18 protein-coding genes are annotated in these 22289 nt (G+C 64.3%); 14 read left to right on the top strand and 4 right to left on the bottom strand.

Features of this window, described 5'->3' with window-relative positions; all coding sequences use genetic code 11:
- Positions 1 to 78 precede the first annotated feature (78 nt).
- The 4 genes from ABIB06_RS08775 (at position 79) to ABIB06_RS08760 (ending at position 6050) form a co-directional block, all read left to right on the top strand.
- Entirely contained in the window at positions 79 to 1776 is a 1698-nt protein-coding gene (locus ABIB06_RS08775) for a GMC family oxidoreductase (RefSeq protein WP_354046781.1), read from the top strand.
- A 245-nt stretch (positions 1777 to 2021) separates the two neighbouring features.
- Positions 2022 to 3536, top strand: coding sequence for an ATPase domain-containing protein (locus ABIB06_RS08770; protein ID WP_354046981.1), 1515 nt, complete (start codon positions 2022 to 2024; stop codon positions 3534 to 3536).
- On the top strand, positions 3533 to 5239 hold the full coding sequence (locus ABIB06_RS08765; RefSeq protein ID WP_247345935.1) for a response regulator: 1707 nt from the start codon (positions 3533 to 3535) through the stop codon (positions 5237 to 5239). The genes ABIB06_RS08770 and ABIB06_RS08765 overlap by 4 nt, the downstream gene beginning before the upstream one ends.
- Before the next feature lie 247 nt (positions 5240 to 5486).
- The gene (locus tag ABIB06_RS08760; protein ID WP_354046783.1) at positions 5487 to 6050 is read left to right on the top strand and encodes a hypothetical protein; all 564 of its coding nucleotides are present in this window, start codon (positions 5487 to 5489) and stop codon (positions 6048 to 6050) included.
- Between the two features lie 856 nt (positions 6051 to 6906).
- Here ABIB06_RS08760 and ABIB06_RS08755 read toward each other — a convergent pair.
- From ABIB06_RS08755 to ABIB06_RS08745, 3 genes are all read right to left on the bottom strand, one after another.
- The gene (locus ABIB06_RS08755; RefSeq protein WP_247345944.1) at positions 6907 to 8202 is read right to left on the bottom strand and encodes an MFS transporter; all 1296 of its coding nucleotides are present in this window, start codon (positions 8200 to 8202) and stop codon (positions 6907 to 6909) included.
- A gap of 110 nt (positions 8203 to 8312) precedes the next feature.
- Positions 8313 to 9509, bottom strand: coding sequence for an acetyl-CoA C-acyltransferase (locus ABIB06_RS08750; RefSeq protein ID WP_354046785.1), 1197 nt, complete (start codon positions 9507 to 9509; stop codon positions 8313 to 8315).
- Between the two features lie 139 nt (positions 9510 to 9648).
- Entirely contained in the window at positions 9649 to 10419 is a 771-nt protein-coding gene (locus ABIB06_RS08745; RefSeq protein ID WP_354046787.1) for an enoyl-CoA hydratase, read from the bottom strand.
- Between the two features lie 153 nt (positions 10420 to 10572).
- On the opposite strand from ABIB06_RS08745, the gene ABIB06_RS08740 reads away from it, so the two are divergent.
- Both ABIB06_RS08740 and ABIB06_RS08735 read left to right on the top strand, forming a co-directional pair.
- Positions 10573 to 11106, top strand: a complete 534-nt coding sequence (locus ABIB06_RS08740) for a PaaI family thioesterase (protein WP_354046788.1) — start codon at positions 10573 to 10575, stop codon at positions 11104 to 11106.
- 64 nt (positions 11107 to 11170) lie between these two features.
- Positions 11171 to 11791, top strand: a complete 621-nt coding sequence (locus ABIB06_RS08735; RefSeq protein WP_247345957.1) for a TetR/AcrR family transcriptional regulator — start codon at positions 11171 to 11173, stop codon at positions 11789 to 11791.
- Positions 11792 to 11947: 156 nt separating this feature from the next.
- Here the strand turns inward: ABIB06_RS08735 and ABIB06_RS08730 are convergent, their stop codons facing one another.
- Positions 11948 to 12856 (bottom strand): LysR family transcriptional regulator, encoded by a 909-nt coding sequence (locus ABIB06_RS08730; RefSeq protein WP_354046790.1) that lies wholly within the window; start codon positions 12854 to 12856, stop codon positions 11948 to 11950.
- 103 nt (positions 12857 to 12959) lie between these two features.
- Between ABIB06_RS08730 and ABIB06_RS08725 the strand changes: the two genes are divergently transcribed.
- From ABIB06_RS08725 to ABIB06_RS08690, 8 genes are all read left to right on the top strand, one after another.
- Entirely contained in the window at positions 12960 to 14456 is a 1497-nt protein-coding gene (locus ABIB06_RS08725; RefSeq protein ID WP_247345963.1) for a CoA-acylating methylmalonate-semialdehyde dehydrogenase, read from the top strand.
- Positions 14457 to 14575: 119 nt separating this feature from the next.
- Positions 14576 to 15721: an isobutyryl-CoA dehydrogenase gene (locus ABIB06_RS08720; protein ID WP_354046793.1), complete on the top strand. Its 1146-nt coding sequence runs from the start codon at positions 14576 to 14578 to the stop codon at positions 15719 to 15721.
- Positions 15718 to 16785, top strand: coding sequence for an enoyl-CoA hydratase/isomerase family protein (locus ABIB06_RS08715; RefSeq protein WP_354046795.1), 1068 nt, complete (start codon positions 15718 to 15720; stop codon positions 16783 to 16785). Before ABIB06_RS08720 ends, ABIB06_RS08715 begins: the two co-directional genes overlap by 4 nt.
- A 24-nt stretch (positions 16786 to 16809) precedes the next feature.
- A complete protein-coding gene (gene mmsB, locus ABIB06_RS08710; protein ID WP_354046982.1) occupies positions 16810 to 17706 on the top strand; it encodes a 3-hydroxyisobutyrate dehydrogenase in 897 nt (298 codons plus the stop codon).
- Positions 17706 to 19424 carry an AMP-binding protein gene (locus tag ABIB06_RS08705; protein WP_354046797.1) on the top strand — a complete coding sequence of 573 codons (1719 nt, stop codon included), beginning with the start codon at positions 17706 to 17708 and terminating at the stop codon, positions 19422 to 19424. The genes mmsB and ABIB06_RS08705 overlap by 1 nt, the downstream gene beginning before the upstream one ends.
- The gene (locus ABIB06_RS08700; protein WP_007609115.1) at positions 19425 to 19904 is read left to right on the top strand and encodes a MaoC family dehydratase; all 480 of its coding nucleotides are present in this window, start codon (positions 19425 to 19427) and stop codon (positions 19902 to 19904) included. It abuts the gene before it with no gap.
- 225 nt (positions 19905 to 20129) lie between these two features.
- Positions 20130 to 21047, top strand: a complete 918-nt coding sequence (locus ABIB06_RS08695; protein ID WP_354046800.1) for an SDR family NAD(P)-dependent oxidoreductase — start codon at positions 20130 to 20132, stop codon at positions 21045 to 21047.
- The gene (locus ABIB06_RS08690) at positions 21044 to 22261 is read left to right on the top strand and encodes a TIGR03862 family flavoprotein (RefSeq protein WP_354046984.1); all 1218 of its coding nucleotides are present in this window, start codon (positions 21044 to 21046) and stop codon (positions 22259 to 22261) included. Before ABIB06_RS08695 ends, ABIB06_RS08690 begins: the two co-directional genes overlap by 4 nt.
- Positions 22262 to 22289 lie beyond the last annotated feature (28 nt).

Here is a 22289-nt window from a genome sequence, read left to right as displayed (position 1 = left end):
TGCCGCGGCAGCGATGGCGTGACCTCAAAACAAGGACGCGCTACGCTCCCCGGACAAGAACAAGAGGAAGCGCCAATCGTGTACGACTTCATTATCGTGGGCGGCGGCTCGGCGGGGTCCGTGCTGGCCCACCGGCTCTCCGCAAAGAGTGCCAACAAGGTCCTGCTCTGCGAGGCCGGACAGGACACACCGCCCGGCGACGAGCCGGCCGAGATCAGGGACAGCTATCCGGGCACGGCCTATTTCGATCCGCGCTTCCACTGGACCGAGCTCAAGGTCACGACCCAGATCGTCAGCCACAATAATCCGAACGAGGGACGTCCGCCCTTACGCAAATACGAGCAGGCACGCGTGCTCGGCGGCGGCTCCTCGATCAACGGCCAGATGGCCAACCGCGGCGCGCCGACCGATTACGACGAATGGGAGGCGCGCGGCGCCGCGGGTTGGAGCTGGAATGACGTGCTGCCCTTCTTCAAGAAGGTCGAGCGCGATCTCGATTTCGACGGCCCGTACCACGGCAAGGACGGTCGGATCCCGGTTCGCCGGATCCCGCGGGAGCACTGGACGCGACATTCGCAGGCGTTCGCCGACGCCTTCCAGCAGGCCGGCCACCAATACTTGGCCGACCAGAACGGCGAGTTCGTCGACGGGTTTTTCCCGGTGACGCACTCCAACCAGGCCGAGCAACGCGTCTCGGCCGCGATGGGCTATCTCGATCGTGATACGCGCAAGCGCGCCAACTTGACGATCTCCACTAACACGCAAGTCAGAGAGCTGCTGTTCGAAGGCACGCGGTGCGTCGGTGTGAAGGCGACTGTCGACGGACGGGAGCAGGAATTCCGCGGCCGTGAAATCGTTCTCTCCAGCGGCGCCATCCATTCGCCGGCGCATCTGTTGCGCGCCGGCATCGGCCCGGTCGGTCACCTCAAGGATATGGGCATTCCAGTCCTGATGGGGCTGCAAGGTGTCGGCCAGCGCCTGATGGATCATCCCTCGATCTCGCTATCGTCCTTTGTCCGCCGCGGCGCGCGCATGAACGAGCACACCAGGCGCCACATGCAGCTTGGCCTGCGTTATTCATCCGGGCTCGAAGGCGTGCCGAAAGGCGACATGTTCGTCGTCCTGCTCAGCAAATCGGCCTGGCACGCCGTCGGCGAGCAGATCGGATCGCTGCTGACGTTCGTCAACAAGACCTATTCCGAGACCGGACAGGTCAAGCTCGCCTCGCGCGACCCGGCAGCCGAGCCGATCGTCGAGTTCAACTTGCTATCCGACCGCCGCGATCTCGATCGCCTGATGAGCGGTTTCCGCAAGATGGCGGCCGTGCAGATGAGCGACGTCGTCAGGGCCGTGACGGACAAGCCGTTCCCGGCCTCCTATACCGACCGCGTGCGCAAGATCGGCGTGGTCAACACCAGGAACCGGATACTGACAAAAATCGCCGCGGCCCTGATGGACGGGCCGGCGGCGCTGCGCCACTACATGATCGACAATTTCGTGGTCGAGGGTTTTACCTTCGACGACGTGATCAACGACGACGAGGCGCTGGAAGCCTTCGTGCGCAAGGCGACCATCGGCGTGTGGCACGCCTCCTGCTCGTGCCGCATGGGCCGGGCGGAAGATCCGATGGCGGTGGTCGATACAGAGGGCCGCGTCAAGGGCGTGCAGGGACTGCGCGTCGTCGACGCCTCGATCTTCCCGGTGGTGCCCTGCGCCAACACCAACTTTCCGGTCCTGATGTCGGCGGAGAAGATCGCGGCTGCGATGATGCAGTGAGCCGGTTCGCTTTTTGCGCCGTCCGCCGCGAATCAGGCGGTAGAAGCTGAAATTAAGCAGGGGAATACCCGGAGCTGTTCCGCAGGGGACGGTCTGGGGGCATGCGTCCTGATGCGGAACCGGGAACCGGCCTCGGGCGTTCTTTGCCAAATCTCGCCTTTCGGCTTGGAACCGGGGCGCTAGGCTGCGCGGCCCGAACCGGGCCAGGGCGCGTCTCTTTTGGCGATAGACCTTCAGGGGGTTCTATGACCGATTCTTCGAGCGGGGCCCAAACCAGCGAGTCCGAAGATTTGCCGAGGATCTCGACCGGCAGTCAGGGCCTCGACGACATCCTCTATGGCGGGCTCGATCCCAATCGCATGTATCTCTACGAGGGTCGGCCCGGCTCGGGCAAGACCACCATGGCGCTTCAATTCCTCCTTGAGGGCGCCCGCTGCGGTGAACGCGTGCTCTATATCTCCTTGTCGGAAACCAAGCGTGAGCTGACGCTGGTGGCGCAGCGGCACGGCTGGTCGCTGCAAGTTGTCGACATCTTCGAACTTGTCCCGCCGGAGACGACGCTCGATCCGGACCGGGAGCTCACCGTCTTCCATCCCGCCGAAATGGAGCTGAGCGAAACGACCGGCCTGATATTCAAGGCAGTCGAACGGATCAATCCCGCGCGCGTGGTGCTGGACAGCCTGTCCGAGCTGCGCCTCCTTGCGCAGAACCCGCTGCGATACCGGCGCCAGGTTCTGGCCCTGAAGCACTTTTTCACGAACCGCAATTGCACGGTCATTCTCCTCGACGACCTCTCGTCCTCCCAGGACGATTTGCAACTCCATTCGATCGCGCATGGCGTCGTCATGCTCGAACAGCTCGCCATCGATTATGGAGCAGAGCGCCGGCGGCTTCGCGTGATCAAGATGCGCGGCATTCGGTTTCGCGGCGGCTTCCACGATTTCACGATCGAAGCGGGAGGTGTGCGGATATTCCCCCGTCTTGTGGCGGCGGAACATCACGCCTCGTTTGTCGGCGAGTTCACGCCCAGCGGCAACGCGCAGCTCGATCTCCTTCTGGGAGGAGGGCTCGAGCGCGGCACCAGTGCGCTTCTTCTGGGCGCCGCCGGTGTCGGCAAGTCGTCTCTCGCGCTGACCTATGCGATCGCGTCGGCAGAACGCGGTGAGCATGCGGTGTTCTTTGCCTTCGATGAAGGTCGCGGCACCGTGGAAGCCCGGGCTCGAACGCTTGGGATGCCCCTCGAAAGCTACCTGCAATCGGGACTCATCCGATTTCAACAGATCGATCCCGCCGAGCTGTCCCCCGGGGAATTCGCCGCCAATGTGCGCAAGAGCGTCGAAAAGGATAACGCCAGAATTGTCGTCATTGACAGTCTGAACGGCTACCTCAACGCGATGCCGGATGAGCGATTTCTCATCCTCCAGATGCATGAGCTCCTGAGCTATCTTGCGCAAAAAGGCGTGCTGACCGTCCTAATCCTCGCCCAACATGGGCTGGTCGGCCCGATGGAAACGGCTCTCGATATCAGCTATTTGAGCGATGCCGTGCTCATGCTGCGCTATTTCGAGGTCGGCGGAACGGTGCGGCGTGCCCTCTCGGTCGTGAAGAAACGCAGCGGCAATCATGAAAATACCATCCGCGAGTTTCGCCTTGGCCGTGCCGGCATCACGCTGGGTCCTCCGCTGAGCGAGTTCAGCGGCATCTTCTCCGGAAATCCACGTTATACGGGCACGGAGATACCAGAAGGGCCGGCGGAATGAGCGCTGCCCGCGATCATTGCGTTCTCGTGTTTGCCCCGATCGGCCGCGATGGACCGGCATCGGTCGAGCTTTTACGTAATTCGAATCTCGTAGCGATCAATTGTCGAGGTCTCCCTGAACTGGTCAGCGAGATGTCGGCGGGCGTGGGCGCGGTCCTTCTGGCCGAGGAGGGGTTGTTCGGGAAGGATACCCAGCCGCTGGCACATTGGATCGAGAGGCAGCCGCCCTGGTCTGACCTGCCCTTTGTCATTCTCACCAGCCATCGGGAGCAGCCGGCGGTGGTTGCCTGGCGCCGCAGTATCGTCGAGACACTCCGCAACGTTTCGCTGCTTGAACGCCCGGTTCAGCCGATCACGCTGACGAGCGCGGTTCAATCCGCAATGCGGGCCCGCCGGCGGCAATATGAAATTCGAACCTTGCTGCAGGCGCGCGAGCGGACGGCCCAGGAGCTCGAGAAGCTCGTGGTCGAGCGCACCCGTGCGCTCGAGGAGGCCAACAAGCATCTGCGGGCCGAAATGGAAGAGCGCGCCCGCGTCGAGGAGACCCTTCGTCAGGCCCAGAAGATCGAGGCCATCGGACAATTGACCGGCGGCGTAGCTCACGACTTCAACAATTTGCTGATGGTGATCTCCGGCGGCCTCGATTTGCTCGACCGGCAGACAGATCCTGATCGTCGGCGTCGTCTCATGGAAGGAATGGTCCAGGCGGCGCAGCGCGGTGCCGGCTTGACCAGGCAGCTTTTGACTTTTTCGCGGCGGCAGAAGCTCCGGCCCGTGGCTGTCGACATCGCATCGCAGATCGGCGGCATGCGCGAATTGCTCGATCGGAGCCTGAGAGGCGACGTTCACGTCGAGTTCGATTTTCCGGATGGTCTTTGGCCGGTGGAAGTCGATCCGGGAGAGCTCGAACTGGTCATTCTCAACCTGGCGGTCAACGCCCGCGATGCGATGCCGAGCGGTGGCACGATCGTTGTCCGTGGCGAGAACCTGGCCGGCCTGACCGAGGACGAGATCGCGGGCGATTACGTTCGTCTGTCCGTGGTCGATAGAGGTGTTGGAATGAGCCCGGAGATCCTGGCGCGGGTCTTCGAGCCGTTCTTCACGACCAAGGATGTCGGGAAAGGCTCGGGCCTGGGGCTTGCCCAGGTCCACGGATTTGCGACGCAGTCACGAGGGACGGTTCGAATCAAATCGACGGTCGGCGAGGGCACCAGCATCGAGCTCTATCTGCCGCGATCCAGGAACATCCCTTCTGGTGAACGCCATTTCATCGATCTGAACAGGGCGCGGCCGAAGAAGGCCAACCATGGCCGGATCCTCCTCGTCGAAGACGATGACGAGGTCGCCGCGTTGGTGAGCGAGATGCTGGCGCAACTCGGCTACGAGGTCACGCGCGCGGCGAGTGCTGCGGCGGCGCTCGGTGCCCTGGCGGACGGCCGCTCCGTCGATCTGGTGTTTTCGGATATCATGATGCCGGGCGGCATGAACGGTGTCGAACTCGCGCGCGAGATCAAGAGACGGCGAAGCGACATCCCGGTTCTGCTGACGAGCGGATACGCCGAAGCCGCGGTTCGCGACGCCGAAACGGCCGGCGTCCAGATTTTGCCGAAACCCTACCACATCGACGAGCTCGCCGCAGCGCTCGGCGCAGCCAAGTCGGACTTTCGAATTGACGCGGAAAGCAAGCGCTCTGGGGCGTCGTGATTGGGCCTCATGATCGGCTTGCAGTCCGGCGTCAGTAGCGAATGCACACGCAGCCGCGTCTCAGTTGCAACGATAAGCATTCGCGTTCTGCGAGCCAATCATGCCCGTCGCTACGTGTGGATTATGATGATTGCAGGGAGCGGCCTGCAAGGGCAGCCACTTTCAGCCGCTCTTTGAGCCCATTTCAGCCAAACTGTTGTTGGTTTCTCGTTGTCGGGGCAGGGTCCTTCCAATTTGGAGCCCTGCAATGTTCAAGCCGGTTCTTTCTGCGTGTCTATTTGTTGCCTTTAGCTCAGTCGCTTCCGAAGCACGGCCCTATCGAATTCATCAAGCACCCGAATGCAATGTCACGATGCCCTGCGACCTTTCGTATTCGCAAACGCGCCGTGAGCGGATTCCCAGGTCCTCGCTAACGTCCAGGTCCTCATTACAAGCCTATCGCGCGACGCAACTGACAGTGACCGACGCAGGCGGCGCCGCGACGGCGAGCATCGCTGAGGCTCGCATTGTCGGCAGTCGTCCGGCAGGTTGCCCTTCCTCCTTCTGCGGCTGCGGCGCGGCTCTGCGCGTGTTCGGCCGTATCGTGCCGGAGTTGAATCTTGCGGCGAACTGGCTGCGCTTTCCGCGGACATCACCCGCACCGGGAATGGTCGCAGCCCGACGCGGACATGTGTTCGTCCTCGAACAACACCTGGGAGGGGACACCTGGTTGGCCTACGACGCCAACTCGGGCGGACACGCGACTCGAATGCATGCGCGTTCATTGCGTGGGTATACGATCGTCAACCCGCGCGGCGGTTCGGTCACTTGAGAGACCAGCCGGCCAAGGGCAGGGGGCACGTAACGAGCCGTGGAGCCGTCGGGCAAAACACCCTGTCAAGCCTGCGCTGGAATAATATTCGTATTTACAGAAGTTCGGATAAGGCGTAGTTTGCGCTCATCCCGGCCCGCTACAAGGGCGTTTCGCGATCGTCACGAGACGCGGGCCGGGAGGCGGTGGCCGCGACTGCGTCGGCGCGCTGGGCAAGCTGCAGGGCGGGTTTTCCCGTGAGCAACTGCACACGCGGTACGACACGGCGCTGACAGCGTCCCCGTTCGGTCTCGATGGCGAGCGCACGCCAGACATCGGGGACAGGGGCGGGGAGGTGCGCGGACGGCAAAATCGTGTGGTCCTGACGCCCGGGGTCTGTGCGTCAAGTCTTGTGGTGATGCTGCTGCCCAACCGGGCCAGCACATCAGCCATCCGCGAGGCGTCGGGGGCAATAGTGCATCGCTCCCCGGGGAGAGCGCGTCATAAGCCGTAAAACCATTCGCGCAGGGAAGGCCGATTGCTCGGCGTCACCTGTGGTCCACCCCGTGCGCGTCTTGTTCGCACACGGGACTGCGGGTGCCAGCCGGCGCCCGGCCTTCCCTGCGCGCTTTCTTGCGACAGGGTGCGAACAAGAGAGCAAAGCTCGGGCGAAATGAGCCGCGAGAATGCGAAGCCGTGCGTTCTGAGAAGCCATGCGTTCTGAATGGAAGAAATTTATGCGCAGTCTCGCGCCCCGGACGCAGCGCAGCGTCGCTTTGACGGTGCGCTGAAGAGCCGGGGCCCATATCACTGCGACGGCGCGCACAATCTCGACGTCGAAGCTGCGGTCTTCGGCGTCACCCACCACGATCAGGTATTAGGCCATCGCGGCTTGCGGCTTTGGCTTCGGTTGTCGCGAGAGCGTCAGCACGATCAAGGAGGCGAACACGCAGAGTGCGCCGGCGATGAAGAAGGCGGGAAGATAGCTCTGATACACCGTCCGCGAAAATCCGGCGCCGAAGGCGGCGGTGCCCGCACCGAGCTGGTGGCCGGCAAAGATCCAGCCGAACACCAGATTGGCGCGCTCGGGTCCGAATTTCTGCGCGGTGAGGCGCACCGTGGGCGGCACGGTTGCAATCCAGTCGAGCCCGTAGAACATCGCGAAGATCGAGAGCCCATAGAACGAGAAATCGCTGAAGGGGAGGAAGATCAGTGAGAGCCCGCGCAGGCCGTAGTACCAGAACAAGAGGTAGCGGTTGTCGTAGCGGTCCGACAGCCAGCCCGACATGATGGTGCCGAAAAAGTCGAAGATGCCCATCGCAGCCAGCAGACCGGCGGCCTGCACCTGCGGAATGCCGAAATCGAGGCACATCGGGATCAGGTGCACCTGCACGAGGCCGTTGGTGGATGCGCCGCAGACGAAGAACGTCGCAAACAGGACCCAGAATGCGCGCGACTTCGAGGCGTCGCGCAGCGTGCCGAGTGCCACAGCCGTGATCGAGCCATGGCTGACCGGTGGGGCGGGCAGGGGCTCGGTGCCTTCGTCGCCGAAGGGGCGCAGGCCGACGTCGCTCGGGCGGTCCCGCATCACAAGGAGAACTCCCAGAGCGGAAACGCAGAGCGCGATGCAGACAAAGCCGAGTGCAAGCCGCCAGCCGTATCGTTCGGTCAGGCTTGCAAGCAGCGGCAGGAAGACGAGCTGGCCGGTGGCGACGCTCGCGGTCAAAATGCCGACGACGAGGCCGCGCCGCGCCGCGAACCAGCGTGTCGCAATGGTGGCGCCCAGCACCAGCGCGGTCATGCCGGTGCCGAGGCCGATCACGACGCCCCACAGTACGACGAGCTGCCAGACCTCTGTCATGCCGAGCGACAGGATCAGCCCGGAGACGACGATGAGCTGAGCCAGCAGCGTGACGTTGCGCAGGCCGTAGCGGTTCAGGAGCGCGGCAGCGAACGGCGCCATCAGCCCGAACAGGATGAAGCGGATCGACAGCGCGGACGAGATCTCCGCGGTGCTCCAGCCGAACTCCTTCTGAAGCGGAATGATGAACACGCCGGGCGCACCGACCGTGCCGGCGCTGATCAGCGCGGTGAGGAAGGTCACGCCGACCATCACCCAGCCGTAGTGAATATTGCGGCGGCCGAGTGTTGCCGCGAGCCAGTTCGAGATCATTGGGCCCCAATCTTGGTGGGCAGGATTTGAAACACCTGCGCGAGTTTGCAGAATGGCACGGGGTGCGTCTGTCGGAAATGACGGAGTTCCCTCATTTTCGGACTTTTGCGTCAATGCGTCAGGCGCTCCACCGCGATCGCAGTGGCTTCGCCGCCGCCGATGCAGAGCGCCGCCACACCGCGCTTGAGGTTTTTTGCTTCGAGCGCATGCAGCAGCGTCACGATCAGCCGTGCGCCGGTGGCGCCGATGGGGTGGCCGAGCGCGCAGGCGCCGCCGTTGATGTTGAGCTTCTCGCGGGGAATGCCGAGATCGCGCTGCGCCGCCATCGCCACCACGGCGAAGGCTTCGTTGATCTCGAACAGATCGACATCGCCGGCACTCCAGCCGACCTTGTCCAGGAGCTTGCGGATCGCCGGGATCGGCGCCGTGGTGAACCATTGCGGCTCCTGGCTATGGGTGGCGTGGCCCTTGATCTCTGCCAATGCGGGCAGGCCGTTGCGATCGGCGAGCGACCGCTTCGTCAGCACCAGCGCGACGGCGCCGTCGGCGTTGGCGGAGGAGGCCGCCGGCGTGATGGTGCCGTTGGCGCGGAATGCCGGCTTCAGCCCGGGAATCTTTGCGGGATCGACCTTCAGCGGATGCTCGTCATTGGCAACGATGCGGGGGCCTGCCTTCTCGCTCAGCGTGATCGGCGCGATCTCGGCCTTGAACGCACCACCCTCGACCGCCTTGCGCGCGCGACTCAGCGTCTCCATCGCATAGGCGTCCTGGTCCTTGCGGGTAAACTGATAGGCTTCCGCAGTCGCCTCGCCGAAATCGCCCATCGAGCGGCCGGTCTCGTAGGCGTCTTCGAGGCCGTCCATCATCATGTGGTCGATGATGCGGTCATGGCCGGCGCGATAGCCGCCGCGTGCCTTCGCCAGCAGATACGGCGCGTTGCTCATGCTCTCCATGCCGCCGGAGACGACGATCTCGGCCGAACCGGCGCGAATGATGTCGTGCGCCAACATGGTCGCCTTCATGCCGGAGCCGCAGACCTTGTTGACGGTTGTCGCGCCGGTGGCGTCGGGCAGGCCGGCTGCACGCGCAGCCTGGCGCGCCGGGGCCTGGCCCTGGCCGGCCGGCAGCACGCAGCCCATGAAGACCTCGTCGACCTTTTCCGGCGCGAGCTTCGCACGGTCCAACGCGGCGGCGATCACATGCGAGCCGAGCTTGTGTGCGGGCAGCGGCGACAGCTCGCCCATGAAACGGCCGAGCGGGCTACGGACGGCGGAGACAATGACGACAGGATCGGCGGTTTCGGCCATGGCGGACTCCCTGCGATGACGGGTAAGATTATGACCATCATATGATGCGGCGCAAAAAATGCAACCGCGTCCAGCATGAGAAATTGTCGTGGCTCGGATGAGATTTGCTCGTTCGAAGGGAGGAGGCTGTGGGGCAGGCTTACCGCTTCCGGTCGACGAACGCCTGCATCAGCCGCGTCGGCTCGTCGGTCAGGAACGATTGGCCGAACACTTTCACGCTCAAATTCACCGACTCCGTCAGCGGCAGTTCCTCCCATTGCCGAAGCAGTGCCTTCTGCGATCGCAGCGCCTCGGGGCCGCATTCGAGCAGCGCTTTCACTGTGTGCTCGACCTGGGCGTCCAGTTCGCCGGGCGCAGCTACCTTGTCGACCAGACCCCAGGCCAGCGCCGTCGGCGCGTCGATGTTTTCGGCGGTCATCACCAGCCAGCGCGCGCGGGCCCAGCCGATCAGGCGCGGCAGCAGCGCGGCATGGATCACCGAGGGGATACCGACGCGCACCTCCGGCATGCCGAAATGCGCATCATGCGCGGCAATGCGGAAGTCGCAGGCCGCGGCCACTTCGAGCCCGCCGCCGAGGCACCAGCCCGGCATGCGTGCGATCACGGGGGCGGGGAAGGCGCGCACGGCCTCGCAGAGATCGCGCAGGCGGCTGATGAAGGCTTCGGCCGATGTCTGGTCGAGCTTCACCATCTCCTTGATGTCGGCGCCGCCGATCATGCTCTTCTCGCTCTGGCCGCGCAGCACCATGACGCGGATGCTGCGATCAGTCGCGAGCTTCTGCAAACCTTCGCGGACCGCGTCGGTCACGGGGGAGCCGAGGATGTTGAGCGAGCCGGCGTTGCAGATCGCGACATGAACGACGCCGCGCGCATCGCGCGTCACGCCGCAGTGGTGGTTGAGCATTTCCATGATGGGATCTCTGATTTCGTGGACGTTGCGCAAAGGTACGCCGTTCGGGATCACTTCCGAGCCGAAACGCATTGGTTGTCAAGCGGTGGGGGGCGGAGTTGCCAGCGCGAAGTCCGCGAGATAGCATGATGCACATCATGCAATGGAGTGTCCATGTCCGACAACGATCAACTCGACCTGTTTTCACCCGCGCAACGGCGCGAGCGTGTCGTGGACTGGCAAGTGCCCGCGCCGGTCGCAAAGGCGGCCATGGGGCTATCGGGCATGGATGCGATGATGGGCATCCGGGACGGGCGCCTGCCGCCGCCGCCTTTTGCAAAACTGATCGGGTTCACGATGGCCGTGGTCGAACCGGGCCGGATCGTGATGGAACTGGAGCCGCGCGAGGATCTCGAAAATACCATCGGGCTCCTGCACGGGGCAAGCGCCGCGGCGCTGATCGATACTGCCATGGGCTGTGCGATCTCGACCCGCTTGGAGGCCGGGCAGAGCTCGGTCACTCTCGACCTGAAAATGACCTTCCTGCGTCCGCTCTCGGTCCGTTCGGGGCTGATCTCGGCCGAAGGCAAAGTGATCAAGCTGGGACGCCAGAGCAGCTACGCCGAAGGTTTTGTGCGCGACGGCAAAGGGGCGCTTGCGGTGCATGCAACTGCAACCTTTTCGATGATCGGCAATATCTTAACATGAATTAATGCGCCGCCTAGTCCATTTCTGTGTTATGAGATGATCTTCGACATTCAATGAGACCAGCATGCGCTATTCCCGGGAACACAAGCAGGAAACACACGACCGTATCGTGAAGAAGGCTTCCGTGCGGCTGCGCGAAAAGGGCGCCCACGGCATTGGCGTCGCCGACCTCATGAAGGAAGCGGGCCTGACCCATGGCGGCTTCTACGCGCATTTCGATTCCCGCGAGGCGCTGGTGATCGAGGCGTTTGGCTACGCCATGGATCGCGGGATGGACCATTGGCGCAAGATCACCGACGAGGTCGCGCCGGAGAAGCGGCTGGCGCTGATCGCGGAAGCCTATCTCTCAGCGCTCCATCGCGACAATCCCGGGCATGGTTGCTCGATCCCCGCGCTCGGCGCCGAGATCGCCCGCGAGAGCCCGAAAACGCGAAAGGCCTTTGCCGGCAAGCTCGACGAGATGATCGAGATGATGACCGACTTCATCCCGAACCTCCCGCGCAAGGCCGCGCGCAAGCAGGCAATCGCGACGCTGACCACCATGGCCGGCACCATGCTGCTGGCGCGCATCGCCGGCTCGAGCGAGCTGTCGGACGAGGTGCTGAAGACGGGCAGGGAGAGCGCGCTGGATGGCGCGCGCCGTGAGCCGAAGACTGCGGCGGCGAAGAAGGCGAAGCAGAATTAGCGACAGCCAGAGGCTCCAGGCCTCATCCTGAGGAGACCGCGAAGCGGTCGTCTCGAAGGATGGTCGCGGGTGAGATACCGGCCTCTATGGTTCGAGACGGCGCTACGCGCCTCCTCACCATGAGGATCTGGCAGTTGGGCTCTCAACACCCCGAATTCACCGCCCCGCAAACAGCGCACGCTCGCGCTCGACGATCTCGCTGATGTAATCCGCCACAGCCCTGATCCGCGCGAGGTCCTTGCTGTCGGCGTGCATCAGCATCCAGAAGGTGCGGGTGATCGAGACCTCTTCCGTCAGTACCGCAAGCAGCTGCGGATAGTCAGCCGCCATGAAGTGCGGCAGGACAGCGATACCGAAGCCTGCGAGCGTGGCATTGAGCTGCGCGATCAGATTGGCGCTGCGCAAACGTGCGGAGATCTTCGGCGACACCTGCGGCAGATAATCGAGCTCGGGCGTGAACAGTAGCTCCTCGATATAGCCGACGAAGCGGTGCTGCGGCAGGACCTCGCGCGAGGTGATTTTCGGGAAGCGGTCGAGATAGGCGGGCGCGGCATAGAGTCCGAGGCGGTAGTCGAGCAGTTTGCGGCCGACGATGCGGCCTTCCTTCGGCATGGTCAGGCTGATGGCAATATCGGCCTCGCGCTTGGAGAGGCTGAACAGCCGCGCGGTCGCGACCAGTTGCAGATCGAGGTCGGGATAGCGGTCGGCGAAGGGCGCGAGCCGCGGCGCCAGGAACGCAGTCCCAAAACCGTCGGGCGCGCCGATCCGCACCGTGCCGGTCAGCCGGGCCACGGAGCCGCCGACCTGCTCCTGGTTGGCGACGATGGTCGATTCCATCGCCTCCGCGCTGTCGGCGACGCGCTGCCCGGCCTCCGTCAGGAGGTAGCCGGTCTTGCGCCGGTCAAACAGCTTTGCCGAGAGGTGCTTCTCCAGCCGGTCGACGCGGCGGATGACGGTGGCATGGTCGACGCCGAGCTGTTTTGCCGCAGCCGAAACCGAGCCGCCCCGCACGATGGCCAGCACGAAGCGGAAGTCGTCCCAGTCGATAGCGCCTTGATCCAGCATTTTCGCACATCTATGGTGCATTATCTCAGACTTGAATCCTATAAAATGCAGGTTGATAGGATTTGTCAAAGCGATCGTGCTCGACTTCCAGGGAGATCATTCCATGCGTTCAATCGGACATTTCATCGGCGGCAGGGAGGTCAAGGGCACATCGGGCCGCACCGCCGACGTTTTCGAGCCGATGACCGGTGACGTCCAGGGCAAGGTAGCGCTGGCGTCCAAGGCCGAGGTCCGCGCTGCCGTCGAGAACGCCCGCGCCGCGCAGCCGGAATGGGCCGCGACCAACCCGCAGCGCCGTGCCCGCGTGATGATGAAATTCGTCGAGCTGGTGCAGCGCGACTACGACAAGCTTGCCGAGATGCTGGCGCGTGAGCACGGCAAGACCGTGCCCGACGCCAAGGGCGACATCCAGCGCGGCCTCGAAGTCGCGGAATTCGCCTGCGGCATCCCGCATCTGATGAAGGGCGAATACACCGAAGGTGCCGGACCCGGCATCGACATCTACTCCATGCGCCAGGCGCTCGGCGTCGTCGCCGGCATCACGCCGTTCAATTTCCCGGCAATGATCCCGATGTGGAAGTTCGCCCCCGCGATCGCCTGCGGCAATGCCTTCATCCTGAAGCCGTCGGAGCGCGATCCCGGCGTGCCGATGATGCTGGCGGCGCTGATGATCGAGGCGGGCCTGCCGGCCGGCATCCTCAACGTCGTCAACGGCGACAAGGAAGCGGTCGACGCCATCCTGGACGATCCGGACATCAAGGCCGTCGGCTTCGTCGGCTCCACGCCGATCGCGCAATACATCTACGAGCGTGCCGCGCAGACCGGCAAGCGCTGCCAGTGTTTTGGCGGCGCCAAGAACCACGCCATCATCATGCCGGACGCCGACATGGACCAGGCCGTCGACGCACTGATCGGCGCCGGCTACGGTTCGGCCGGCGAACGCTGCATGGCCGTCTCGGTGGCCGTGCCCGTCGGCAAGTCCGCCGCCGACCGCCTGATGGAAAAGCTGATCCCGCGCGTCGAGTCGCTCAAGATCGGCACCTCGATCGATCCGTCGGCCGATTACGGTCCGCTGGTGACGCGCGAGGCGGTCGAGAAGGTCAAGGGCTATATCGATATCGGCATCAAGGAAGGCGCGACCCTCGCCGTCGACGGCCGCGGCTTCAAGATGCAGGGCTACGAGAACGGCTTCTATCTCGGCGGTTCGCTGTTCGACAACGTCACCAAGGACATGCGGATCTACAAGGAAGAGATCTTTGGTCCCGTGCTCTCGGTCGTGCGCGCGCACGACTACAAGGAAGCGCTGGCGCTGCCGTCCGAGCATGACTACGGCAACGGTGTTGCGATCTTCACCCGCGACGGCGATGCCGCACGCGACTTCGCGGCCAAGGTCAATGTCGGCATGGTCGGCATCAACGTGCCGATCCCGGTGCCGATCGCCTACTACACCTTCGGCGGCTGGAAGAAGTCCGGCTTCGGCGATCTCAACCAGCACGGCCCGGATTCGGTCCGCTTCTACACCAAGACCAAGACGGTGACCTCGCGCTGGCCGTCCGGCGTCAAGGAAGGCGCGGAGTTCTCGATTCCGCTGATGAAGTAAGGCTGTAGCCCAGCCCGTCATTGCGAGCGTAGCGAAGCAATCCAGACTTTCTCCTCGGACACACTGGATTGCTTCGTCGCTTCGCTCCTCGCAATGACGAGAACAGTGAGCAGCCCATCATGCAGTTCGCTCTGAACGAGGATCAGATCGCGGTTCGCGACATGGCGTTGGCGTTTGCGGCTTCGAGGATCGCGCCGCACGCGTTGCGCTGGGACGAGGAGAAGCATTTCCCTGTCGAGGTCATGCGGGAGGCCGCCACGCTCGGTATGGGCGGCATCTACATCCGCGAGGATGTCGGCGGCTCCGCCATGACGCGGTTCGACGCGGCGCTGATTTTTGAGGCGCTGGCGACGGGCTGTCCGACCACCTCGGCTTTCATCTCCATCCACAACATGGCGTCCTGGATGATCGATGCCTACGGCAGCGACACCCAGCGCCACACATGGTTGCCAAAGGTCTGCACCATGGAGCTGATTGCGAGCTACTGCCTGACCGAGCCCGGCGCCGGCTCGGACGCGGCGGCGCTGCGCACCCGCGCCGTGCGCGACGGCGATCATTATGTGCTGAACGGCCAGAAGCAGTTCATTTCCGGCGCCGGTGGTACTGATCTCCTGGTCACGATGGTGCGCACCGGCGCCGACGGCCCCGGCGGCATCTCGACCCTAGTCATCGACGGCAAGACGCCGGGCGTCTCGTTCGGCGCCAACGAGCGCAAGATGGGCTGGAACGCGCAGCCGACCCGCGCCGTGGTTTTCGAGAACGCCCGCGTGCCGGTCGCCAATCGCTTAAGCGAAGAGGGCGTCGGCTTCAAGATTGCGATGGCCGGTCTCGACGGCGGACGTCTCAACATCACGGCATGCTCGCTCGGTGGTGCGCAGACCGCGTTCGACAAGGCGCGTTCCTACATGAAAGAGCGCAAAGCCTTCGGCAAGCGCCTAGACGAATTCCAGGCGCTGCAATTCCGCCTCGCCGACATGGCAATCGAGCTCGAGGCCGCGCGCACATTCTTGTGGCGCGCAGCGGCGGCGCTGGACCGCAAGGACCCGGACGCCACCATGCTATGTGCCATGGCCAAGCGTTTTGGGACCGACGCCGGCTTCGAGGTCGCCAACCAGGCGCTCCAGCTCCATGGCGGCTACGGTTACCTCAGCGAATACGGGATCGAGAAGATCGTGCGCGATTTGCGGGTGCACCAGATCCTCGAGGGCACCAATGAAATCATGCGGCTCATCGTGGCGCGCAAACTGATCGAGGGCGGGCGATGAGTGGTGTGGAAGAGCACGACCTGGTCGCACGGGTCGAGGGCTCGGCCGGCATTATCAGGCTTAACCGTCCGAAGGCGATCAACGCCGTGACGCTGGAGATGTTTCGCGGCATCGACAAGGCGCTCGACCATTTTGAGGCCGATCCAGCCGTTGCCGTGATCGTGCTGGAAGGTGCCGGCGAGCGCGGCCTGTGTGCCGGCGGCGACATCCGCGCGCTCTGGGAGAGCTCGAAGGTCGACGGCGATCTCGGCAAGATTCTGTGGCGGGAGGAGTACATCCTCAACGCCCGGATTAAGAAATTCCCAAAACCCTATGTCGCCTTCATGGACGGCATCGTGATGGGCGGCGGCGTCGGGCTCTCGGCCCATGCGAGTCATCGAATCGTCACCGAGCGCACCAGGCTCGCGATGCCCGAGGTCGGGCTCGGTTTCTTCCCCGATGTCGGCGGCACCTATCTGTTGTCACGCTCGCCGGGCGAGATCGGCACCTATTTTGGTCTCACCGGCCAGACCATGAACGGCCCCGACGCCATCCATGCGAAATTCGCCGATGCCGTGGTGCCGGTTGCCAAATGGCCGGAGTTGCGGGCAGCGCTGACCAAGGTTCGCCAGGGCGTGACCGCGGCTGATGTGAGCAAGTTGATCAACGGTTTTGTCACCGACGAGGCCGCGGGGCCGGTGACGGCCAGGCAGGCGACGATCGACGCATTGTTCGGCTTCGACCGCATGGAGGACATCGTCGCTGCGCTCAAGCGCGACGGCTCGGAGTTCGCCCATGCGACATTGAAGACGCTCTACGAAAAATCGCCGCGCGGCATGGTGGTGACGCTCAAGCTTTTGCGGCTCGCGCGCACGGCGTCGAGCCTGGAGGAGTGCCTGATGCGCGAATATCGCGCCGCGCTGGAAGTCTTCCGCAGCGACGATTTTCGCGAGGGCGTACGCGCCGCCGTGATCGACAAGGACCGCAATCCGACCTGGTCGCCGCCGCGCATCGAGGATGTCACGCCGGACCTGCTTGCGCCGTATCTCGCCGAGATTGGCGCCGACGAATTGAAGTTCAACTAATCAACGAAACGCATCACGGAGGACATCGAGATGGCCACGATTGCATTCATCGGTCTCGGCAACATGGGCGGCCCGATGGCGGCCAATCTGGTCAAAGCCGGCCACAAGGTGGTGGCCTTCGACCTGGCCGAGGCCTCGCGCAACCAGGCCAAGGCCGATGGCGCCGGCATCGCCGACAGCGCGGCGGGCGCCGTGAAGGGCGCCGACGTCGTCGTCACGATGTTGCCCGCCGGCAAGCACGTTCTCGGCGTGTGGGGCGAGGTCGTTCCTGCGATGACCAAGGGTGCGCTGATCATCGACAGTTCCACCATCGACGTCGAGAGCGCACGGCAGGCGCATGCGCTGGCCGCCAAGAACGGCGTGCTCGCGGTCGATGCGCCGGTTTCCGGCGGCACCGGTGGCGCCAAGGGTGCGACGCTCACCTTCATGTGCGGTGGCGAGGAGCGCGCGTTTGCGGCGGCCAAGCCGGTGCTGGAGAAGATGGGCAAGAAGATCGTGCATTGCGGCGGCGCCGGCGCTGGCCAGGCGGCAAAGATCTGCAACAACATGATCCTCGGCATTTCCATGATCGCGGTGAGCGAAGCCTTTGCGTTGGCTGAGAAGCTCGGCCTCTCGCATCAGGCGCTGTTCGACGTCGCCTCGACCTCGTCGGGCCAGTGCTGGTCGCTCACGACCTATTGCCCGGTGCCGGGACCGGTGCCGACCTCACCGGCCAACAACGACTATAAGCCGGGTTTTGCCTCGGCGCTGATGGTAAAGGATCTGACGCTGGCGCAGGACGCCGCCAAGTCCGCGGGTGCGGCGACGCCGCTCGGCAAGCATGCGCAGGAGATCTATCAGTCCTTCGACGCAGCCGGCCAGGGCGGGGTGGATTTTTCCGGAATTATCAAGCACGTTAGGGGTCTAGCCGGGAAAGCTTGATGACGACATTTCAGGAAGCGCGCGCGTTTCTGCTTCATAACCGCACGGACTACGAGACAGCGGTCAAGGACTTCCGCTGGCCCGATCCGGTTCCTTTCAACTGGGCGCTCGACTGGTTCGACGCCGAGCTGGCGGCGAATATTGACAGCAAGGATCGTCCTGCGCTCTGGATCGTCGATGCCGCGCAGGACCGGCAGACCAAATTGTCCTTCGCGGCACTCTCGCGCCGCTCCAACCAGGTGGCGAACTTCCTGCGCGCGCAGGGCCTGAAGCGCGGCGATCATCTCCTGCTGCTGCTCGGCAATGTGGTTCCGCTGTGGGAGACCATGCTGGCTGCGATGAAGCTCGGCGTCGTCGTGATTCCCGCCACCACGCTGCTCACGGCCGACGAACTCCGCGACCGGCTCGATCGCGGCAAGGCGAAGGCGGTGGTCGCCGCCGAGGATCAGGTCGCAAAATTCACCAGCCTTGGTGCGGAGAACATCGTCCGCATTGTGGTCGGTGCGGCCTCCGACGGCTGGCTTGCCTATGACGGAGCGGCAAAAGCTTCGGAGCAATTCACGCCTGACGGCCCGACCAACGCCGATGACGCGATGCTGCTCTATTTCACCTCGGGCACCACGGCAAAGCCAAAACTGGTGCGGCACAGCCAGCGCAGCTATCCCGTCGGCCATCTCTCGACCATGTACTGGATCGGGTTGAAGCCTGGCGATGTCCATCTCAACATTTCCTCGCCCGGCTGGGCCAAGCACGCCTGGAGCTGTTTGTTCGCGCCGTGGAATGCGGGCGCGACCGTGTTTGTGGTCAACCAGCCGCGCTTCGACGCGAAGGGATTGCTTGCCACCATCGGCCGCTGCGGCGTCACCACGCTGTGCGCGCCGCCGACGGTGTGGCGGCTGTTCATCCAGGAGAACCTCGCAGCTTTCAAGGTGGCGTTGCGCGAGGTCTGCGGCGCAGGCGAGCCGCTCAATCCTGAAGTGATCGACCAGGTGCAGGCCGCCTGGGGCCTCACCATCCGCGACGGCTATGGCCAGACTGAAACGACCGCGCTCGCCGGCAACTCGCCGGGGCAAAAGATCAAGGTCGGATCGATGGGCCGGCCCTTGCCGGGCTACCGCGTGCAGGTCAGCGACGCCGACGGCTATCCTGCCAGGGAAGGCGAGGTGGCGCTGCTGCTGGGCCGTGAGCGCCCTGCCGGCCTGATGCAGGGATATCAGGGCGACGACGGCGGGCTGTCCGGCGCCGAAGGCGAACTCTATCGCAGCGGTGACGTCGTGTTCGAAGACGAGGATGGCTATCTCACCTTCGTCGGCCGCTCCGACGACGTGTTCAAATCCTCCGATTATCGCATCAGCCCGTTCGAGCTGGAGAGCGTGTTGCTCGAGCATGAGCTGGTGGCGGAAGCCGCCGTGGTGCCGAGCCCGGATCCGATCCGGCTCGCGGTTCCCAAGGCCTTCGTGCTGCTGACCGCGGGCGCGGAGCGATCGCCGGCGACCGCGCTCTCCATCTTCCAGCATCTGCATACGCGCCTTGCGCCGTTCAAGCGCATCCGCCGCCTCGAAATCGTCACGGAGCTGCCGAAGACGATCTCAGGCAAGATCCGCCGCGTGCAGCTCCGACGTCTCGAGCGCGACGACGACCGCAATGATCCCCTGCGCGGCCGGGAATTCCGCGAGGAGGATTTTCCGGAGCTGCCGAAAACACGGAGTGAGACCTAAGTGAACGAAGTCTGGAAGAAGCCGCCGATTTCCTTGGACGCCTATCAGGCCATGGTCGGCAAGGAGATCGGCGTATCGTCGTGGCACCTGGTCGACCAGCCCCGCATCGACACCTATGCCGACGTGATCGAGGATCACCAGTTCATTCATGTCGATCCGGAGCGTGCGAAGAAGGAGACGGCGTTCGGCACCACCATCGCGCACGGCTTCCTCACGATGTCGCTCCTGTCGATCATGTCCTATGAGGTGATGCCTGTCATCGCGGGCACCACGATGGGTGTCAATTACGGTTTCGACAAGCTGCGCTTTATCTCGCCGGTGCGCTCGGGCAAGCGCGTTCGGGGCCGTTTCGTGCTGGCGGAAGCCAAGCTGCGCAAGCCGAACGAGCTGCAGTCCCGCACCAACGTCACGGTGGAGATCGAAGGCGAAGACAAGCCCGCGCTGGTCGCGGAGTGGCTTGGGTTGATCTATTTCGCGTAGGTCGGGTCGGGCTTGACCCGGCCAGCCATCGCTGCTCAAAAGCTGTTCAAATCTCTCGCGGAGCTTTCTCACCCTCTCCCCTGTGGGAGAGGGTGGCTTCGCGGAACGCGAAGCCGGGTGAGGGTATCTCTCCGCGAGCTCCGCCGTCGATAGAGACCCCTCATCCGGCGCTTCGCGCCACCTTCTCCCACAAGGGGAGAAGGAAGAAGAAGCAGGAACTGCACAATGGCAATCAGGTTCGACGGACGCGTCGCCATCGTTACCGGCGCGGGCAATGGTCTCGGACGGGCGCATGCGCTGGGGCTGGCGAGCCGCGGTGCGAAAGTCGTAGTCAACGATTTCGGCGGCGCGCGCGATGGCAGCGGCGGTTCGCACTCGCCCGCGGAAGCCGTGGTCGAGGAAATCCGCAAGGCCGGCGGCACCGCGATGGCCGACGGCGCCGACGTTTCGAATTTCGAGCAGGTCACCGCCATGGTCGAGCGCGCCACCAGGGAGTGGGGCAGCGTGGACCTCTTGTGCGCCAACGCCGGCATTTTGCGCGACAAATCGTTCGGCAAGATGGAAGCGGCCGATTTCCAGAAGGTGCTCGACGTGCACCTCGTCGGCACCTTCTATTGCTGCAAGGCGGCCTGGGCCGGCATGCGCGACCGTGGCTACGGCCGCATCGTGCTGACCACGTCGTCCTCCGGCCTCTACGGCAATTTCGGCCAGGCCAATTACGGTGCGGCCAAGTCCGGCATGGTCGGCCTGATGAACGTGCTGGCGGAAGAGGGCCGCAAGACCGACATCCGCGTCAACATCATCTCGCCGACGGCGGCAACCCGCATGACGGAAGAGCTGCTCCCGCCGCAGGCGCTGCAATTGATGAAGCCGAACGCGATCACGCCCGCAGTCGAGTACATGCTCAGCGAGGACGCGCCCACGCGCACTATCATGGGCGCCGGCGCCGGATCCTTCGCAGTGATCAAGATCGTCGAGAGCGAAGGCGTCAATCTGCCGGAGTCCGAGTGGACCCCGGACGCGGTCGCCGCGCATTTCGCCGAGATCAGCGACATGTCGAAGGCGAAGGCGCTGCAGGGCGCGTTCGAGCAGACGCAGAAATACGTGGCGCAGGCCGCGGCGCGCGCCGGGGTAAAACTCTGACAGGCGTCGCCGTCATCGGCGCCGGTCCTGCCGGGCTGATGGCGGCCGAAGTGCTGGCGCAAGGCGGTGCTCGCGTCACCGTCTACGACGCGATGCCGTCTGCGGGCCGCAAATTCTTGATAGCCGGCCGCGGCGGGCTCAATCTCACCCACAGCGAGCCGTTGCCGCAGTTCATGGCGCGCTATCGCGAGGCGGCGCCGAAACTGAACGCGGCGATCGAAGCGTTTCCACCTGACGCCTTGCGTACCTGGAGCGAGGCGCTGGGTGAGCCGACGTTTGTCGGCTCCAGCGGGCGTGTGTTTCCGAAAGCGTTCAAGGCCTCGCCCTTGCTGCGGGCCTGGCTGCGACGGCTCGATGCCGCCGACGTGCGCTTTGCGTTTCGCCATCGCTGGATGGGCTGGGACGGGGAGGGACGGCTAGTCTTTGAAAAACCCGGCGGCGCCGCCGCCATCGCCGCAGACGCCACGGTGCTGGCACTCGGCGGCGCAAGCTGGCCGCGACTGGGCTCCGATGGCGGCTGGACGACGATCCTGGCCGACAAAGGCATTTCAATCTCGCCGCTGCGGCCTGCGAACTCCGGCTTCATCGTCGCTTGGTCCGAAATCTTCCGCACGCGCTTCGAAGGCCAGCCGCTCAAGGGTGCTGCGCTGTCCTTCGGCCCGCACCGCGCGCGCGGCGAGGCCGTCATCACAAGCGGCGGGATCGAGGGCGGGGCGATTTATGCATTGTCGGCCGAACTGCGCGAGACGATTGCGGCGAACGGCGAAGCGGTCCTGCACGTCGCCTTGCGGCCGGACGTCCATCATGGCGAACTCGTCAAGCGTCTGTCCGCCTCGCGCGGCAAGCAATCATTCTCCAACTTCTTGCGCAAGGCTGCGCAGCTGTCGCCCGTTGCGGTCGGGCTGTTACAGGAAGCCGCCATCGGTGCGGGTCAATCGTTGTCGGCAATGTCGGCTGAACGATCGGCGGAGCTGATCAACGCCGTGCCGATCAAGCTCGCAGGCGTGGCGCCGATCGCGCGCGCGATCTCCAGCGCCGGTGGGCTATCGTTCGACGAACTCGACGCGGACTTCATGATCCGCAAGCTGCCGGGCGTGTTCGCAGCCGGTGAGATGCTGGACTGGGAGGCGCCGACTGGTGGCTATTTGCTTCAGGCCTCGTTCGCGACGGGGGCTGCGGCGGGTAGGGGTGTGCTTAAGTGGCTCGACCGCTAAACACCGTCATTGCGAGCGTAGCGAAGCA

It is taken from the genome of Bradyrhizobium sp. LB8.2, from assembly GCF_040548035.1.
In the GTDB taxonomy this organism is placed as follows: Bacteria; Pseudomonadota; Alphaproteobacteria; order Rhizobiales; family Xanthobacteraceae; genus Bradyrhizobium.
Note: the sequence above shows the minus strand (reverse complement) of the source record. Positions and strands in the feature narration are given on the sequence as shown.

What these genes read in the sequence shown, in the direction of transcription:
- ABIB06_RS08770 (WP_354046981.1), top strand. Translation starts at nt 2,022, where the DNA reads ATGACCGATTCTTCGAGCGGGGCCCAAACCAGCGAGTCCGAAGATTTG.
- ABIB06_RS08765 (WP_247345935.1), top strand. Translation starts at nt 3,533, where the DNA reads ATGAGCGCTGCCCGCGATCATTGCGTTCTCGTGTTTGCCCCGATCGGC.
- ABIB06_RS08760 (WP_354046783.1), top strand. Translation starts at nt 5,487, where the DNA reads ATGTTCAAGCCGGTTCTTTCTGCGTGTCTATTTGTTGCCTTTAGCTCA.
- ABIB06_RS08755 (WP_247345944.1), bottom strand. Translation starts at nt 8,202, where the DNA reads ATGATCTCGAACTGGCTCGCGGCAACACTCGGCCGCCGCAATATTCAC.
- ABIB06_RS08750 (WP_354046785.1), bottom strand. Translation starts at nt 9,509, where the DNA reads ATGGCCGAAACCGCCGATCCTGTCGTCATTGTCTCCGCCGTCCGTAGC.
- ABIB06_RS08745 (WP_354046787.1), bottom strand. Translation starts at nt 10,419, where the DNA reads ATGGAAATGCTCAACCACCACTGCGGCGTGACGCGCGATGCGCGCGGC.
- ABIB06_RS08740 (WP_354046788.1), top strand. Translation starts at nt 10,573, where the DNA reads ATGTCCGACAACGATCAACTCGACCTGTTTTCACCCGCGCAACGGCGC.
- ABIB06_RS08735 (WP_247345957.1), top strand. Translation starts at nt 11,171, where the DNA reads ATGCGCTATTCCCGGGAACACAAGCAGGAAACACACGACCGTATCGTG.
- ABIB06_RS08730 (WP_354046790.1), bottom strand. Translation starts at nt 12,856, where the DNA reads ATGCTGGATCAAGGCGCTATCGACTGGGACGACTTCCGCTTCGTGCTG.
- ABIB06_RS08725 (WP_247345963.1), top strand. Translation starts at nt 12,960, where the DNA reads ATGCGTTCAATCGGACATTTCATCGGCGGCAGGGAGGTCAAGGGCACA.
- ABIB06_RS08720 (WP_354046793.1), top strand. Translation starts at nt 14,576, where the DNA reads ATGCAGTTCGCTCTGAACGAGGATCAGATCGCGGTTCGCGACATGGCG.
- ABIB06_RS08715 (WP_354046795.1), top strand. Translation starts at nt 15,718, where the DNA reads ATGAGTGGTGTGGAAGAGCACGACCTGGTCGCACGGGTCGAGGGCTCG.
- ABIB06_RS08705 (WP_354046797.1), top strand. Translation starts at nt 17,706, where the DNA reads ATGACGACATTTCAGGAAGCGCGCGCGTTTCTGCTTCATAACCGCACG.
- ABIB06_RS08695 (WP_354046800.1), top strand. Translation starts at nt 20,130, where the DNA reads ATGGCAATCAGGTTCGACGGACGCGTCGCCATCGTTACCGGCGCGGGC.